Origin of the sequence: Sphingomonas sp. Root720 (genome assembly GCF_001428605.1) — a bacterium.
Classification (GTDB): Bacteria; Pseudomonadota; Alphaproteobacteria; order Sphingomonadales; family Sphingomonadaceae; genus Rhizorhabdus.
This window is the reverse complement of record NZ_LMID01000013.1, coordinates 258,824-273,561: the sequence shown is the minus strand read 5'-3', so window position 1 is coordinate 273,561 and position 14,738 is coordinate 258,824. Positions and strand designations below refer to the sequence as shown.

At 67.5% G+C, this 14,738-nt stretch carries 15 protein-coding genes; 6 read left to right on the top strand and 9 right to left on the bottom strand.

Annotated elements, in window-relative coordinates; all coding sequences use genetic code 11:
• The first annotated feature begins 205 nt into the window (after positions 1–205).
• The 5 genes from mdh to lpdA all read left to right on the top strand — a co-directional run bounded on the left by mdh (position 206) and on the right by lpdA (position 7,891).
• Positions 206–1,168 (top strand): malate dehydrogenase, encoded by a 963-nt coding sequence (gene mdh, locus ASE22_RS18760; protein ID WP_056363319.1) that lies wholly within the window; start codon positions 206–208, stop codon positions 1,166–1,168.
• A gap of 49 nt (positions 1,169–1,217) precedes the next feature.
• Positions 1,218–2,102 (top strand): succinate--CoA ligase subunit alpha, encoded by an 885-nt coding sequence (sucD, locus tag ASE22_RS18755; protein ID WP_056363316.1) that lies wholly within the window; start codon positions 1,218–1,220, stop codon positions 2,100–2,102.
• Between the two features lie 121 nt (positions 2,103–2,223).
• Positions 2,224–5,133 carry a 2-oxoglutarate dehydrogenase E1 component gene (locus ASE22_RS18750; protein ID WP_056363313.1) on the top strand — a complete coding sequence of 970 codons (2,910 nt, stop codon included), beginning with the start codon at positions 2,224–2,226 and terminating at the stop codon, positions 5,131–5,133.
• Position 5,134: 1 nt separating this feature from the next.
• Entirely contained in the window at positions 5,135–6,388 is a 1,254-nt protein-coding gene (gene odhB / locus ASE22_RS18745) for a 2-oxoglutarate dehydrogenase complex dihydrolipoyllysine-residue succinyltransferase (protein WP_056363311.1), read from the top strand.
• Between the two features lie 111 nt (positions 6,389–6,499).
• Entirely contained in the window at positions 6,500–7,891 is a 1,392-nt protein-coding gene (gene lpdA / locus ASE22_RS18740; RefSeq protein WP_056363307.1) for a dihydrolipoyl dehydrogenase, read from the top strand.
• Between the two features lie 61 nt (positions 7,892–7,952).
• Here lpdA and ASE22_RS18735 read toward each other — a convergent pair whose 3' ends face one another.
• From ASE22_RS18735 to ASE22_RS27360, 3 genes are all read right to left on the bottom strand, one after another.
• Positions 7,953–8,228 (bottom strand): DUF3175 domain-containing protein, encoded by a 276-nt coding sequence (locus tag ASE22_RS18735; protein ID WP_056363305.1) that lies wholly within the window; start codon positions 8,226–8,228, stop codon positions 7,953–7,955.
• A gap of 7 nt (positions 8,229–8,235) precedes the next feature.
• Positions 8,236–8,370, bottom strand: a complete 135-nt coding sequence (locus ASE22_RS27880; protein ID WP_268796335.1) for a hypothetical protein — start codon at positions 8,368–8,370, stop codon at positions 8,236–8,238.
• A gap of 61 nt (positions 8,371–8,431) precedes the next feature.
• Positions 8,432–8,581: a hypothetical protein gene (locus tag ASE22_RS27360; protein WP_156397140.1), complete on the bottom strand. Its 150-nt coding sequence runs from the start codon at positions 8,579–8,581 to the stop codon at positions 8,432–8,434.
• Here ASE22_RS27360 and ASE22_RS18730 point away from each other — a divergent pair.
• Positions 8,571–8,900: a DUF4349 domain-containing protein gene (locus ASE22_RS18730; protein WP_235538173.1), complete on the top strand. Its 330-nt coding sequence runs from the start codon at positions 8,571–8,573 to the stop codon at positions 8,898–8,900. The two genes, ASE22_RS27360 and ASE22_RS18730, sit on opposite strands and share 11 nt — an antisense overlap.
• Before the next feature lie 65 nt (positions 8,901–8,965).
• On the opposite strand, the gene ASE22_RS18725 is transcribed toward ASE22_RS18730, so the two are convergent.
• From ASE22_RS18725 to fliG, 6 genes are read right to left on the bottom strand one after another with little or no spacing between them, the layout of a single operon-like run.
• Entirely contained in the window at positions 8,966–9,568 is a 603-nt protein-coding gene (locus ASE22_RS18725; protein ID WP_056363297.1) for a flagellar basal body-associated FliL family protein, read from the bottom strand.
• Positions 9,569–9,584: 16 nt separating this feature from the next.
• Positions 9,585–11,273, bottom strand: a complete 1,689-nt coding sequence (locus ASE22_RS18720) for a flagellar hook-length control protein FliK (protein WP_056363294.1) — start codon at positions 11,271–11,273, stop codon at positions 9,585–9,587.
• Between the two features lies 1 nt (position 11,274).
• Positions 11,275–11,703 (bottom strand): hypothetical protein, encoded by a 429-nt coding sequence (locus tag ASE22_RS18715; RefSeq protein WP_056363293.1) that lies wholly within the window; start codon positions 11,701–11,703, stop codon positions 11,275–11,277.
• Positions 11,700–13,025: a FliI/YscN family ATPase gene (locus ASE22_RS18710; RefSeq protein WP_235536287.1), complete on the bottom strand. Its 1,326-nt coding sequence runs from the start codon at positions 13,023–13,025 to the stop codon at positions 11,700–11,702. The genes ASE22_RS18715 and ASE22_RS18710 overlap by 4 nt, the downstream gene beginning before the upstream one ends.
• Positions 13,026–13,056: 31 nt before the next feature.
• A complete protein-coding gene (locus ASE22_RS18705) occupies positions 13,057–13,710 on the bottom strand; it encodes a FliH/SctL family protein (protein WP_056363291.1) in 654 nt (217 codons plus the stop codon).
• Entirely contained in the window at positions 13,703–14,737 is a 1,035-nt protein-coding gene (gene fliG, locus ASE22_RS18700) for a flagellar motor switch protein FliG (protein ID WP_056363288.1), read from the bottom strand. The genes ASE22_RS18705 and fliG overlap by 8 nt, the downstream gene beginning before the upstream one ends.
• Position 14,738 lies beyond the last annotated feature (1 nt).

The following is a 14,738-nucleotide window of genomic DNA, read 5'->3' as shown; positions in this document are numbered from 1 at the left end:
AGGCGGGTTCCCTATTTAGGCGGCGGGCTCCATCACGACGTGGTCTGGCACCAAACGCATCTTTCCGCCCCTCCGAAAAAACTTGGGTCCGCCGCCCATGCAATGGTTGCCCCGGCGGGATCACGGGGCTAAGCGGGCCTCGCAATTCAGGCTCCCACGATCGCGTGGGCGCCTTCCTATGCGATCTTCATGTCGGAGGAGTCGGATGGCTCGTACTAAAATTGCGTTGATCGGTGCTGGCAATATCGGTGGGACGCTCGCGCATCTGGCCGCTTCGAAGGAACTGGGCGACGTCGTTCTGTTCGACGTGGTCGAGGGCGTGCCGCAGGGCAAGGCGCTAGACCTGTCGCAGTGCGCACCGGTCGAGGGCTTCGACGCGAAGCTCAAGGGCACCAACGATTATGCCGATATCGCGGGCGCGGACGTCATCATCGTCACCGCCGGCGTCGCCCGCAAGCCGGGCATGAGCCGCGACGATCTGCTCGGCATCAACCTGAAGGTCATGAAGGCCGTCGGCGAAGGCATCAAGGCCAACGCTCCCGACGCCTTCGTCATCTGCATCACCAATCCGCTCGACGCGATGGTGTGGGCGCTGCGCGAATTCTCGGGTCTGCCGCACGCCAAGGTCGTCGGCATGGCCGGCGTGCTCGACTCGTCGCGCTTCGCGGCGTTCCTCGCCGAGGAGTTCAACGTCTCGGTCCAGGACATCACCACCTTCGTGCTCGGCGGTCATGGCGACACCATGGTCCCGGTCGTCGAATATTCGACCGTTGCCGGCATCCCGATCCCCGACCTGATCAAGATGGGCTGGTCGACCCAGGAGCGCATCGACGCGATCGTGCAGCGCACCCGCAGCGGCGGCGGCGAGATCGTCGCCCTGCTGAAGACCGGCTCGGCCTTCTATGCGCCCGCCACCTCGGCGATCGCGATGGCCGAGAGCTACCTGAAGGACAAGAAGCGCGTCCTGCCGGCCGCCGTCTACCTGAACGGCGAATATGGCGTCGACAACCTGTATGTCGGCGTTCCCGTCATTATCGGCGCGAACGGCGTCGAAAAGATTGTCGAGATCGAGCTGTCGGAGGAGGCCAAGGCCAACCTCCAGGTCTCGGTCGACGCGGTCAAGGAATTGCTGGTCGCCTGCAAGGGCATCGACAGCTCGCTGGCCTGAGGCCCGTTAAACAGCGTCTCCCCAGGCGGAAGGAAGGTTCAACCGACTTATGAGTATCCTGGTCAACAAGAATACCAAGGTCATCACCCAGGGCATGACCGGTAACACGGGCACGTTCCACACCGAGCAGGCGCTCGCCTACGGGACCAAGATGGTCGGCGGCGTCACGCCGGGCAAGGGTGGGACCACCCATATCGGCCTGCCGAACTTCGACACCGTCCACGAGGCGGTTGCCGCCACCGGTGCCGATGCCAGCGTCGTCTATGTTCCGCCGCCCTTCGCGGCCGACTCGATCCTCGAGGCGATCGACGCCGAGGTTCCCCTCATCGTTGCCATCACCGAGGGCATTCCCGTGATCGACATGATCCGGGTGAAGCGTGCCCTGCAGGGCTCGAAGTCGCGTCTGATCGGACCGAATTGCCCGGGTGTCCTGACCCCGAACGAGTGCAAGATCGGCATCATGCCGGGTTCGATCTTCAAGAAGGGCTCGGTCGGCGTTGTTTCCCGCTCGGGGACGCTTACCTATGAAGCGGTGTTCCAGACCACGGCCATCGGCCTGGGTCAGACCACGGCGGTCGGCATCGGCGGTGACCCGGTCAACGGGACGAACTTCATCGACGTGCTCGAACTGTTCCTGGCCGACGACGAGACCACGTCGATCATCATGATCGGCGAGATCGGCGGGTCGGCCGAGGAAGAAGCCGCGCAGTTCCTGCGCGACGAGGCGAAGCGCGGCCGCAGCAAGCCCATGGCGGGCTTCATCGCGGGCCGCACGGCGCCTCCGGGCCGCCGGATGGGCCATGCCGGGGCGATCGTCTCGGGCGGCCAGGGCGGCGCCGAGGACAAGATAGCCGCGATGGAAGCGGCAGGGATCAAGGTCGCGGCGAGCCCCTCGGAGCTCGGCACGACTCTGGCAGAGGTCCTGAAGGGATAAGACCAACCCCGTCTTCGGACGGGGGGCGTTTCACGCCAGGTTAACATAGATCGAGTGTATCGACCGAAATTGCTGTGCTTCGGGCCTGAGTCCCGGGGTGGGTGCAGACAAGGATGGTAAGATGGGTATCGAAGGCGTCGAGTTCGACGGACCGGAGGGAGTTAGCGCTTCCTTCGTTGAATCGCTTTATCGTCAATATCGCTCGGACAAGTCGAGCGTGGAGCAGAGCTGGCAGGACTATTTCGCCGGCGTCGAGGCTGAGGTCTCGGGACCCAGCTGGGCCCGCAGCAACTGGCCGCCGACCAGCACCGACGCGTTGACCGCGGCGCTCGATCCGACCCAGATGGAGGCGGCCAAGAAGTCCGCCAAGCCCGGAGCAGCGTCGGCACCGGCCGCAGCCGCACCGGTGGCCGCGAGCCAGGCGGACGTGGAAGCGCGCGCGCTCGACTCGATCCGCGCGATCATGCTGATCCGTACCTATCGGGTGCGCGGCCATCTGCTCGCCAATCTCGACCCGCTCGGCCTCTCGCAGCGCGAGGAGTCGGAGGACCTGACCCCGGCATGGCATGGGTTCACCGAAGGCGACATGGATCGCCAGGTCTATATCGGCGGTGTCCTGGGCCTCGACTGGGCGACTCCGCGCGAGATTCTCGAGATCCTCCGCAGGAATTACTGCGGCAGCGTCGGCCTCGAATATATGCACATCGGCGATGTCGAGGAGCGGCGCTTCCTCCAGGCGCGGATGGAAGGCAAGGATGCCGAGATCAGCTTCACGCCCGAGGGCAAGAAGGCGATCCTCACCAAGGTGATCCACGCCGAGCAGTGGGAGAAATTCCTGGGCCGCAAATATGTCGGCACCAAGCGCTTCGGCCTCGACGGCGGTGAATCGATGGTCCCCGCGCTCGAGGCGGTGATCAAATATTCGGGTGCCTATGGCGTCAACGAGGTGGTGATGGGCATGGCCCATCGCGGCCGCCTCAACGTCCTCTCCAACGTCATGGCGAAGCCCTATCGCGCGATCTTCAACGAGTTCGCGGGTGGCTCTGCCAATCCGGAGGACGTCGGCGGCTCGGGCGACGTCAAATATCACCTCGGCACCTCGACCGACCGTGAGTTCGACGGCAACCACGTCCATCTCAGCCTCGCGCCGAACCCGTCGCACCTCGAATGCGTCAATCCAGTGGTGCTGGGCAAGTCGCGCGCCAAGCAGACCAAGCTCGACGATCTCGAGCGGTCGAAGGTGCTGCCGATCCTGCTGCACGGCGACGCCGCCTTCGCGGGCCAGGGCATCATCATGGAGTGCTTCGGCTTTTCGGGCCTGCGCGGCTACAACACCGGCGGTACCATCCATTTCGTGATCAACAACCAGGTGGGCTTCACCACCTCGCCGCAGTTCGCGCGCTCTTCGCCCTATCCGTCGGACATCGCGAAGATGGTGCAGGCGCCGATCCTGCACGTGAACGGCGACGACCCCGAAGCGGTCACCTTCGCCTGCAAGGTAGCGACCGAGTTCCGCCAGACCTTCAAGCGCGATGTCGTGATCGACATGTGGTGCTATCGCCGCTTCGGCCATAACGAAGGCGACGAGCCGGGCTTCACCCAGCCGCTGATGTACGAGGCGATCCGCCAGCATCCGCCGATCAGCGCGATCTATAGCGCCCGTCTGGTGCAGGAAGGCGTGATCGACGCCGAGTGGACCGCCAGGACCGAAGGCGAGTTCATCGCCCATCTCGAAAACGAATTCGAAGCGGGCAAGGGCTACAAGGTCAACAAGGCCGACTGGTTCGAAGGCGACTGGACGGGTTTCGCCGAGCCGCGCGAGGCGATCACCGAGCGCCGCGCCGCCGTCACCGGCATCTCCGGGGATATGCTGGAAGAATTGGGCCGCCAGCTCACTACCGTTCCCGAGGGTCTGTCGATCCACAAGACGCTGAACCGCATCCTCGACGCCAAGAAGGAAATGTTCGCGTCGGGCCGTGGCTTCGACTGGGCGACCGCCGAGGCGCTGGCGTTCGGATCGCTGCTCAAGGACGGCTATGGCGTCCGCCTGTCGGGGCAGGACTCGGGGCGTGGCACCTTCAGCCAGCGTCATGCGGTCTGGGTCGACCAGAAGGACGGGCACAAATATATCCCGCTGTCCGCGCTCGATCGCCGCTTCCAGGTGCTCGACAGCCCGCTCAGCGAGTTCGGCGTGCTCGGTTTCGAATATGGCTATGCATCGGCGGCGCCCAACACGCTGGTCATGTGGGAAGCGCAGTTCGGCGACTTCGCCAACGGCGCGCAGGTGATCGTCGACCAGTTCATCTCGTCCGGCGAGGCGAAGTGGCTGCGGGTCAACGGCCTCGTCATGCTGCTGCCGCACGGCTATGAAGGGCAGGGGCCCGAGCACAGCTCGGCCCGCCTGGAGCGCTATCTCCAGCTCTGCGCCGAGGACAATATGCAGGTCGCGAACTGCACGACGCCGGCCAATTATTATCACATCCTGCGCCGGCAGATGGCCCGCAAGTTCCGCAAGCCGCTGATCATCATGACCCCGAAGTCGCTGCTCCGCCACAAGTCGGCGGTATCGACGGCCGAGGACATGATGGGCGAGACCCGCTTCCAGCGCGTCCTGTCCGACACCAATCCGCCCGAGGACAAGGATGTCCGCCGCGTGGTCCTGGTCTCGGGCAAGCTCTTCTACGAGCTGGCAGAGGCCCGCGATGCGGCCGGGGACGAGCACACCACCATCATCCGGCTCGAACAGCTCTATCCCTTCCCGGCCGATGCGCTGATCACGCGCATGGGCCGGATGCCCAACCTCGAGACCGTGGTGTGGACGCAGGAAGAGCCGAAGAACCAGGGCGCGTGGACCTTCGTCGAACCCTATATCGAGAAGGTCCTGACCGAGGTGGGCGGCACGCCGAGGCGCGCCGTCTATGCCGGCCGCAAGGCCGCCGCCGCGACGGCCACCGGCCTCGCCCGCAACCACGCCGTCCAGCAGGCGGCACTGATCGCCGATGCGCTCGGCCACGAAGTGAAGGGTAAGTAAGATGGCAACCGATGTGGTGGTGCCGACGCTCGGCGAATCGATCACCGAAGCGACGCTGGGCCAGTGGCTCAAAAAGCCCGGCGAGGCCGTGAAGGCCGATGAGCCGATCGCCAGCCTGGAGACCGACAAGGTATCGGTCGAGGTTCCGGCCCCGGTCGCCGGCGTGCTGGCCGAGCTCGTCGTCAGCGAAGGCGATACGGTCAATGTCGGCGCGGTGATCGCGCGGATCCAGGAAGGGGCTTCGGCCGCGACCTCCGCGACCCCGGCGGTCGAGAACCGCAACGCGATCGGCCAGGCCGAGGCCGCGGCCCCGGCCGAGCCGGCCGCCGCGCCGGTCGAGGAGAATGGCGACCCGGTCACCCTGTCGCCGTCGGTTCGTCGTGCGGTTCTGGAGCATGGCGTCGACCCGTCCAAGATCAAGGGCACCGGCAAGGACGGCCGCCTGACCAAGGACGACGTGATCAGCGCCGCGAAGACCCAGCCCAAGCCGGCGACGCCCGCGGCTCCGGCCGCCGCTGCTCCGGCTCCCGCCGCTGCTGCCGCTCCGGCGGGGGAGCGCCGCGAGGAACGGGTCCGCATGACCCGCCTGCGCCAGACCGTCGCGAGCCGCCTCAAGGAGGCCCAGAACACCGCGGCGATCCTGACCACCTTCAACGACGTCGACATGACGGCGGTGATCGAGGCCCGGAACAAGTATAAGGACCTGTTCGAGAAGAAGCATGGCGTCCGCCTCGGCTTCATGGGCTTCTTCGTGAAGGCCGCCTGCATGGCGCTGCGGGACGTGCCCGCGGTCAACGCCTCGATCGAGGGCGACGAGATCGTCTATCGCGACTATGTCGACGTGTCGGTCGCGGTCTCGGCCCCGAACGGACTGGTCGTCCCGGTGATCCGCGACGCGCAGGACCTGTCGGTCGCGGGGATCGAGAAGACGATCGGCGACTTCGGCGCCCGCGCGAAGGCCGGCACGCTCAAGCTCGAAGAGATGAAGGGCGGTACCTTCACCATCTCGAACGGTGGCGTCTTCGGCTCGCTGATGTCGACCCCGATCATCAATCCGCCGCAGGCGGGCGTCCTCGGCCTGCACCGGATAGAGGAACGTCCGGTCGTCCGCGACGGACAGATCGTGGCGCGTCCGATGATGTATCTGGCGCTCAGCTACGATCATCGCCTGATCGACGGCCGCGAGGCGGTCACCTTCCTCGTCGCGATCAAGAACGCGATCGAGGATCCGACCCGCCTGTTGATCGACCTGTAACAATTGAACGTCACCCCCCAGCGAAGGCCGGGGTCTCAGGAGAAGAGGTGAGCCCTCCATCTCACGAGATGCCAGCCGTCGCTGGCATGACGGAACGGGAAAGACGAGTATATGTCCGACTATGATTTCGACGTGATCGTCATCGGCGCTGGCCCGGGCGGCTATGTCGCCGCGATCCGCGCCGCCCAGCTCGGTCTCAAGACCGCCTGCGCGGAAAGCCGCGAGACGCTCGGCGGCACCTGCCTCAACGTCGGCTGCATCCCGTCAAAGGCGATGCTCCATGCCTCCGAACTCTATGACGAGGCGGCCAGCGGCAAGCTCGCCAAGCTCGGCATCAAGGCCCAGGTCGAACTCGATCTCGACACCATGCACGGCCAGCGCAAGGATGCGGTCAAGAGCTTGACCGGCGGCATCGAGTTCCTGTTCAAGAAGAACAAGGTCGAATGGCTGAAGGGCCGGGCCGCCTTCACCGGCAAGGACGTGGTCGAGGTCGCGGGCAAGAGCTACCGTGCCAAGAACATCGTCATCGCCACCGGGTCGAGCGTCACCCCCTTGCCCGGCGTCGAGATCGACGAGAAGGTCGTCGTCTCGTCGACGGGCGCGCTCGAACTGCCGAAGGTTCCCGGCCATATGGTGGTGATCGGCGGCGGCGTGATCGGGCTCGAGCTCGGTTCGGTGTGGAAGCGCCTCGGCGCCAGGGTCACCGTCGTCGAGTTCCTCGACCAGCTTCTCCCCGGCATGGACGGCGAGATCCGCAAGGAAGCCGCCAAGATCTTCAAGAAGCAGGGGCTGGAGCTCAAGCTGTCGACCAAGGTCACCGGCGTGACCGTCAAGGACGGCAAGGCGACCGTCACCGTCGAACCCGCTGCCGGCGGGGCGGCGGAGACGCTGGAGGCGGATGCGGTGCTGGTGTCGATCGGTCGCCGTCCCAACACCGAGGGGCTGGCGCTGGATCGGACCGGGCTGACCGTCAACAAGCGCGGCCAGATCGAGATCAACCACGACTTCGCGACCGCCGTGCCCGGCATCTGGGCAATCGGTGACGTCGTTCCCGGTCCGATGCTGGCGCACAAGGCCGAGGACGAGGGCATCGCCGTGGCCGAGAATATCGCCGGGCTGACCGGCATCGTGAACCACGACGTCATTCCCGGTGTGGTGTACACCATGCCCGAGATCGCCGGCGTCGGCCTGACCGAAGAGGAGGCCCGGGAGCGCGGCGAGGTGAAGGTCGGCAAATTCCCGATGCTCGCCAATTCGCGCGCCAAGACCAACCACGAGCCCGACGGTTTCGTGAAGGTGATCGCCGACGCCAAGACCGACCGGGTGCTCGGCGTCCACATCATTGCATCGGTGGCGGGAACGATGATCGCCCAGGCGGCCCAGGCGATGGAGTTCGGCGCTACCAGCGAGGATATCGCCTATACCTGCCACGCGCATCCGACCCACTCGGAAGCGATCAAGGAAGCCGCGATGGCGGTGACCGGCAAGCCGATCCACATCTGACGACGGGAGGGGGAGAGGATCTTGCGATCCTCTCCCGCCCTGACGGGACTTGCGTCCCGCCTTATTCCTTCCCGAACGCCTTGCGCAGCTCGCCCTTGGCGGCTTCGAGGATCTTGCGCTGCTTGTCCGGCAGGTCCTTGCCGGCTCGGTTGATGTAGAAGGTCAGCATCGACATCGCCGACCGGAACGGCGTCGCTTTCCGCCGCCGGCTATGTTCCGCCGAATGCTTCAGCGACCGGGCGATCTCGGCCGGGTCCGACTTGGCGAAGACACCGCGGTCGAGCGTCAGGGCATCCGAATGCTCGGTGACCTGCTGCGACCATTTACGCGTCGTCATCGTCGGCTCAGATCGGCGAGACGCCGAGGAATTTCAGGACGCCCAGCACGAGCAGCAGCAACGCGATGGCGGCGATGATGCCGCCTACGTTCATGCTGCTCTTCTCGACGACGACCCGTTCGTCACTGTTCACGTCGGCCATGCTATCCTCCTGCTATGGGTGGCGGACTGAACGAGCGGAGCGACGCCGCTGTTCCCGGCGGTCAGTGTCGCTTGAAATACTGGACGTCCTGTTCGTGCTTCTCCGCCGCCGCGCGCGATGAAAAAATGCCCAGGTTGCGGCGCTTGCCGGTCTTGGCGTCGGGCTTGCGCGAATAGAGGCGATATTCGCCCGACGCGAGCTTGCGGATCATCGTCCTTCTCCTCTCGCTTGGGAAACGGGAAGGGCGGGCATGTCGTTCCGGTCGATACGCCGCGCAGTCCTGGCTGGCCGAGGCACGGGGCAGGGTGTCGATGTCGACCTTCGAGATCAGCTATTCTCCCGACGGAGCCGGTGCGGGTTTCGGGGATGCGATCAAGGCGTCGCTGAGCGGTATGAGCAGCTTCTTCGGTCAGAGCCTCGCGCTGCTGATCACGCTGGTCGCCGTCTTGCTGCCCTGGCTTGTCCTCGGTGGCGGCATGGTGTTCGCGGTGCGTTGGCTACGCCACCGGTTCCGCAAAGAGGATGAATGAAGCGAAGAAAAAGCCCCCGGGGCGGACCCCGGAGGCTCATTCCCGCGACGGTCGCGTGACGAAACTTACTGGACGACCATGCTCGTGAAATAGACATTGTCGATGCCGCCGAAGCCGGTGCGCTGGCGCAGTACGTCGTTGATCGCGGTCTTGAGATCCTTCTGGAGCTTCAGCTTGCCCTCGGGGGTCGAGATGGTGAAGCTGTCCTGCTGCGACATCACCATCAGGATCGCCGAGCGGATCGGCATCTCGTTGTCCTTCAGATTGTCGAGCACCTTCTGGTCGTAGAAGGTCGAGACGCCAAGGCCGACCTGCGAGAAGCCGTCCGAATCGCGCAGGTTGGACGTGAAGGGCTGCTCGAAGGTGAAGAAGGTCGCCTTGTACTTGGTCGGATCGGGCGACTTGTCGCTTTCGATGCCGTCCATGGGCAGCGTCTTCTTGTCGCCATGGCCGCCTTCCTCGGCGCCTTCCTTGGCGACGAGCTTGGGTGCGTTGGGATCTTCGGGCGCCTTTTCATGGCCGCCGACCAGCCCGGCACCGGCCGCGTACAGGCCTGCGCCGACGCCGATGCCGGCGAACAGGAGGGCGACGACGAGCATCATCAATATGCCCTTCATCTTGCCCGGCTTCTTGGGCGCCTCAGCGGCGGGAGCAGCGGCAGCACTCATCGTTCACATCCCATGATCAGGCGTAAAGCTCACCATCGTCGCGCGACGCCGAATCGGCGGCGTCGTCACGAAGCGCGGCCTGTGTACGCGCAAAAGGTTGATGATCTGCTGACGAGGGCTGGCGCTGTTGTCCCGGCTGGCCCTGCTGGCCGTTGGCCGAGGAGGAGCCGTAGCCGCCATTGCCCTGGTTGTTGAGGTCGACGTGCGATTCCGCGACACGCAGCCCCTGCGCGCGGACCTCCGCCAGCAGGCGCGGCTGCGCGTCGGCGATGATCGCGCGGGCCTGGTCGGTCTCGGCGGTCATGCGGATCGCCGTGCCGGAGGCGCTGTTGGCGATCTCGACGGTCAGCGCGCCGAGATGCTCGGGGTTCAGCTGGAACTTGAGATGACCCTGCCGGGTCGCGGCCTGGCTGATGTCTTGCGCGAGCCGGTCCAGCCACTGATTGTCGCGGGCCAAGTCGAGCTGGCGGGTGACCACCTGGTCGGCCTGGCCGGGACCGGCGGCCGGACCGGTCGCTGCGCTCGTATCGAGCGGGGCGAAGGGCTGCGCCGGCGGCGCGACGGCCTGCGGCACGGCGACCGTGGGGGCGGCCGGAGCCGCGGCGAGAGCGGTCGCATCGGGCGCCTCGGCGGCCGGGCGGCCATCTTGCCGGAAAAGGGGCGCGTCAGCCTGCACCGGGGTCTGAGCGGGCGGCATGGCGGGGGCCGCCCCGGGCTGGACCGGTGCGGGCTGGGCCTTGCCTTCGACCGGCTGCCGGTCGGTTGCGGCGTGGGCGGCGGGAAGCTTGCCGTCCTCTGGCGGGACGACGACGGCGGCGGCTTCGACGGCAACCGCCATGGCTGCCGCCTGGGCTGGCTCCGCTGGCTGGACCGGCGCCGCTATCGTGCCGGGGGGTACGGCCGGCTGCGCGGCGGGCGTGTCGATGGCGGTAGGAGCGGCTGTCTGCGCGGCTGCGGCCGGTACAGGCGCAAGTGCGGCGGCGACGGGGACGGCGGGCGTCCGAGCAACGGCCTCGCCATCGCGGGGTTGGCCGGTCGGAGTGAAGGCCGCCTTCAGCGAGGCGAGCAGCGCTGCGATATCGCTCGGAATCGACGGGGTGGCCGCAGGGGTGCCCTTCGCATCCGGATCGGTGGCGACGGGCGCTGCCGCTTCCGGCATGGGGGAACGTGCCTGTGCCTGTGCCTGCTCGCCGGTGCTGGCGAGCGGGGCCGGCGGCATGGTTTCGCCGGGCGCAGCCGGGGACGCAAGCGACGGGGCGGCGGGAAGCGGGACATCGACGATGACGGCGGCGGTCCGCGTCGTGGGGGGCGCGGCGACGGCTGCGGTCGTTTCGGCCGCTGGGGCGGGGGGCGGCACGGCAGCCGCGGCCGGCGCCGCGACGGGCTGGCTCACCGTCACCTGCGCGGCCGCGGCGACCATCGCCTCGATCTCGGCGAGCAGGTTGGCCGGCTGGTCGGCCGGGACTTCCTTTGTCTCGTCGGCCGGCGCGGTGGGGAGCATATCGTCGGCGACGCCGCTCTCCGCTTCGCCCTCGCTTCCGGTTTCGGCGGTCGTGCCATCCTGCGCGCCCTTGTCGCCCGACTTCGCCTGGGCGACGAGCTGGGCGAACATCGCGGGCGCTTCGGGGGATGTCGGGCCGTTGGCCTGCGGCCCCGCACCCACGTTCAGGGCGATCGCGGAGGTCGAAAGCGCGGCAACGGCCATGTCAATATTCCCCTTCTTCGGTCTTGCTGAGCCTCGGGCGGAAGGACGCGGCCATCCGCGCCTCGCTCCATTCGGCAAGCGCCTGCACCGCCCGCGCGTCGAGCTTCGCCGCGCTTTCCTGGCGCTGGCGCGCTTCGAGTCGTTCGGCGATCTTCCGCTCGGCAGTCGTCTTCGCCGAGGCGATGGCGCCCGCCAGACCGTGCCGCGCATTGTCGAGCCGCAGCGCCAGTTCGCCCCGGTTCTGCAAGGTCGCGCCCGATACCGGCCCGACCGTCATGCTCAGGCTGTCGCGCAGGCTGGCGAGCTTGGCGGCGTTGCTTTCGAGGCTGGTCACCTGCGCTTCGGCGTTCGCGGCGGCGGAGGCTGCCAACAGATGCTGCGCCGCCCGCACGCGCGCGATCCGCGCCCGCTTCTTCACCAGCGCCTTCATCCGCCGAACGCCTCAAGCAGCGCGTCGACCGACTGGGGGTAATCGACCCGGTCCTTCTGGCCCTGGCTGATGAATTCGAGGATATGGTCGTGCCGCGCGATCGCGACGTCGACGATCGGATCGCTGCCGGCGCGGTAGGCGCCCATCAGGATCAGGTCGCGATTTTCCTCATAGACCGCCCATAGCCGGCGCAGGATCTGCGCGGCCTGCTGGTGTTCGGGGCCGACGATGTCGCTCATCACGCGGCTCAGCGATTTGCCCACGTCGATCGCCGGGAAGACGCCCTGTTCGGCCAGGCTGCGCGACAGGATGATATGGCCGTCGACGATCGCACGCGCCGTGTCGACGATCGGATCGTCGGTGTCGTCGCCGTCGGCGAGCACGGTGTAGAGCGCGGTGATCGATCCGCCGCTGTGCGCGTCGACGCCGGCGCGCTCGATCAGGCGCGGGATCAGGCCGAGCGCGGAGGGCGGATAGCCCTTCATCGTCGGCGGCTCGCCCAGCGACAGGCCGATCTCGCGCTGCGCATGGGCTACGCGGGTGAGGCTGTCGATCAGCAGCAGCACGCGCTTGCCCTGCGCGCGGAAATATTCGGCGATCGCGGTCGCGCGCATCGCGGCGCGCAGGCGCAGCACCGGCGGGTGATCGGCGGGCACCGCGACGACGACGCTCTTCTGGCGGACCGGGCCGGACAGCTTGGTCGCCAGGAAGTCCGAGACCTCGCGGCTGCGTTCGCCGACCAGCCCGACGACGATGATGTCGGCATCGGCGCCGGCGATCATCTGGCCCATCAGCACCGACTTGCCGACGCCCGAGCCGGCGGCGATCGCGATGCGCTGGCCGACGCCGGCGGTAAGCAGCGCATTGATCGCGCGCACGCCCATGTCGAACGGCTCGGTGACGCGGGCGCGGTCGAGCGGGTTGCCGCGGCGGCCGGCCAGCGGCCAGCGCTCGGCGGTGGCGATTGGGCCGAGCCCGTCGATGGGATTGCCGAGCGCGTCCATGACCCGGCCGAGCAGCGATTCGCCGACATCGACCGATCCGCCGCGCCGGTCGGGCTCGACCCGGGCGCCCGCGCTGTGCGGGGCGTCGGCGTCGAGCGCCATCAACAGGGTGCGGTTGCCGCGGAAGCCGACGACCTCGGCGAGCGCGGCGTGGCCGTCCGCATCGATTACGCGGGCGTTGGAGCCGACCGGCATCGGAAAGCCGGTCGCCTCGAGCATCAGCCCGTCATAGGAGGCGAGGCGCCCGATCCGGCGCGGGCCGACGACGTCGATCTCGATCGCGCCGAGCATCGATTCGGCCATGGCGGCGAGGCTCATCGCGGCAGGCCCCTATAAGCGATGATCCTGATCATCGCGGCAGGGCCATGGCGTCGAGCTGGGCACGCAGGCGGGCGAGGCGGACCTGGGGGCCGTCCTCGATCCAGCCTTCGCCGCTTTCGAGGATGATCGTGCCGGAGGCGAGATGATGGTCGGCGGCGACGGGCACGCCCAGTTCGACCCCGTCGAGCATCGCGATGTCGTCGGGATGCATGCGCAGCCGGGCGGGGCCGCATTCGGCCGTGACCAGGTCGGCGATCGCCTCGGCGCGCTCCTTGAGCAGCGCGGGATCGATCTTCACCTCGCCGACGATCTGACGGACGAGGCGGGTGACGGTTTCGGTGAGAACCGCAGCCAGCGGGCCGGCCGGTTCGGGCTGCAACGCCTCGGCTGAGCGGATCAGCTGCGCCAGCGCCTCGCGCTGGCGGGCGAACTCGGCGAGGACCGCCTGGCGACCGTGGTCGAAGCCCTCGGCGAAGGCGTGGGCGCGGATCGTCTCGATGTCGGCTTCGGGCTCGTCCTCGGGCGCGGCCGCCATCGGGCTCGGTGCGAAGTCGCTCGCGCGGCGGCGGGGATGGTCGGCATTGCCGCCCCAGGGGGTGAAGTGGGTCGACGGGGCGGGCTTGGCCCAGGCGTTGACCCGGGTGGCGGCGGCCCCGAACTCGCTGGTCCAGATCTCAGACAAAGTCGTCGCCCTTGCCGCCGAGGCTGATCGTGCCTTCCGCCGCCAGCTTGCGGGCGATGGCGAGCATCGCCTTTTGCGATTCCTGGACGTCGGCGAGGCGCATAGGCCCACGGTCGGCGATCTCGTCCTGTACCGACTGGGCGGCGCGGCTCGACATGCAGCCGAAGATCTTCGCGCGGATCTTCTCGTCGGCGCCCTTGAGCGAGACGACGAGGACGTCGTTGTCGACCGCCCGCAGCAGCGCGCCGAGGTCCTTCTCGGTCAGCGCCATCAGGTTGTCGAAGACGAACATCTCCTCCTCGATCGTGCGGGCGACGGTCTTGTCGAGCTTCTGCAGAGCCTTGATGATCCGCTGTTCGGAGGCCTTGCGCGAGCTGTTGACGATCTTCGCCGCTTCGCCGGCGCCGCCGCGGCGCGTGGTGGCGCCGGTCGACTGGGCGGTGGCGGGGCGGCTCAGCAGGTCGTCGAGCTCGGCCAGAGCGGTTTCGGTGACCGGTCCCATGGTGGCGACGCGATAGACCAGGTCGGCCTGGATATCCTCGGGCAGCAGCGCGAGCACGTCGGCGGCACGCTGGGATTCGAGGAAGGCGAGGACGATCGCGGCGATCTGCGGATGCTCGAACTCGATCAGGTTGGCGATCTGGCGGGCATCCATCCATTTCAGGTTTTCCAGCGCATTGGTGTGCTGGACCGGCGTGATGCGCTGGAGCACCTGGTCGGCTTTGTCCTGGCCGAGCGCCTTGTGCATGATGCCCTTGATCTGGCGCTCGACCCCGAACCCCAGGGTGGTGCGGACGCGGGCACGGTCGACGAACACGTCGAACACGCCGTCGATCTCCTGCTCGGAGATGTTGGCGACGTTGAACATGGCGCCGCCCAGATGCTGGACTTCGTCGGGTTGGAGGCGGCTCAGCACGGTCGCGGCCTCTTCCTCGCCGAGCAGCATCAGCAGGATCGCGGCGGCGGAGCTGCCCGAGGGTTCGACCGGGGTCGCGCCGTCGGTGCCGATAGGGGTTTCGTCGGCCATG

Excerpts from the sequence above, each read along its gene's own strand:
- mdh (WP_056363319.1), top strand. The coding sequence starts at position 206 with ATGGCTCGTACTAAAATTGCGTTGATCGGTGCTGGCAATATCGGTGGG.
- sucD (WP_056363316.1), top strand. The coding sequence starts at position 1,218 with ATGAGTATCCTGGTCAACAAGAATACCAAGGTCATCACCCAGGGCATG.
- ASE22_RS18750 (WP_056363313.1), top strand. The coding sequence starts at position 2,224 with ATGGGTATCGAAGGCGTCGAGTTCGACGGACCGGAGGGAGTTAGCGCT.
- odhB (WP_056363311.1), top strand. The coding sequence starts at position 5,135 with ATGGCAACCGATGTGGTGGTGCCGACGCTCGGCGAATCGATCACCGAA.
- lpdA (WP_056363307.1), top strand. The coding sequence starts at position 6,500 with ATGTCCGACTATGATTTCGACGTGATCGTCATCGGCGCTGGCCCGGGC.
- ASE22_RS18735 (WP_056363305.1), bottom strand. The coding sequence starts at position 8,228 with ATGACGACGCGTAAATGGTCGCAGCAGGTCACCGAGCATTCGGATGCC.
- ASE22_RS27880 (WP_268796335.1), bottom strand. The coding sequence starts at position 8,370 with ATGGCCGACGTGAACAGTGACGAACGGGTCGTCGTCGAGAAGAGCAGC.
- ASE22_RS27360 (WP_156397140.1), bottom strand. The coding sequence starts at position 8,581 with ATGATCCGCAAGCTCGCGTCGGGCGAATATCGCCTCTATTCGCGCAAG.
- ASE22_RS18725 (WP_056363297.1), bottom strand. The coding sequence starts at position 9,568 with ATGAGTGCTGCCGCTGCTCCCGCCGCTGAGGCGCCCAAGAAGCCGGGC.
- ASE22_RS18720 (WP_056363294.1), bottom strand. The coding sequence starts at position 11,273 with ATGGCCGTTGCCGCGCTTTCGACCTCCGCGATCGCCCTGAACGTGGGT.
- ASE22_RS18715 (WP_056363293.1), bottom strand. The coding sequence starts at position 11,703 with ATGAAGGCGCTGGTGAAGAAGCGGGCGCGGATCGCGCGCGTGCGGGCG.
- ASE22_RS18710 (WP_235536287.1), bottom strand. The coding sequence starts at position 13,025 with ATGAGCCTCGCCGCCATGGCCGAATCGATGCTCGGCGCGATCGAGATC.
- fliG (WP_056363288.1), bottom strand. The coding sequence starts at position 14,737 with ATGGCCGACGAAACCCCTATCGGCACCGACGGCGCGACCCCGGTCGAA.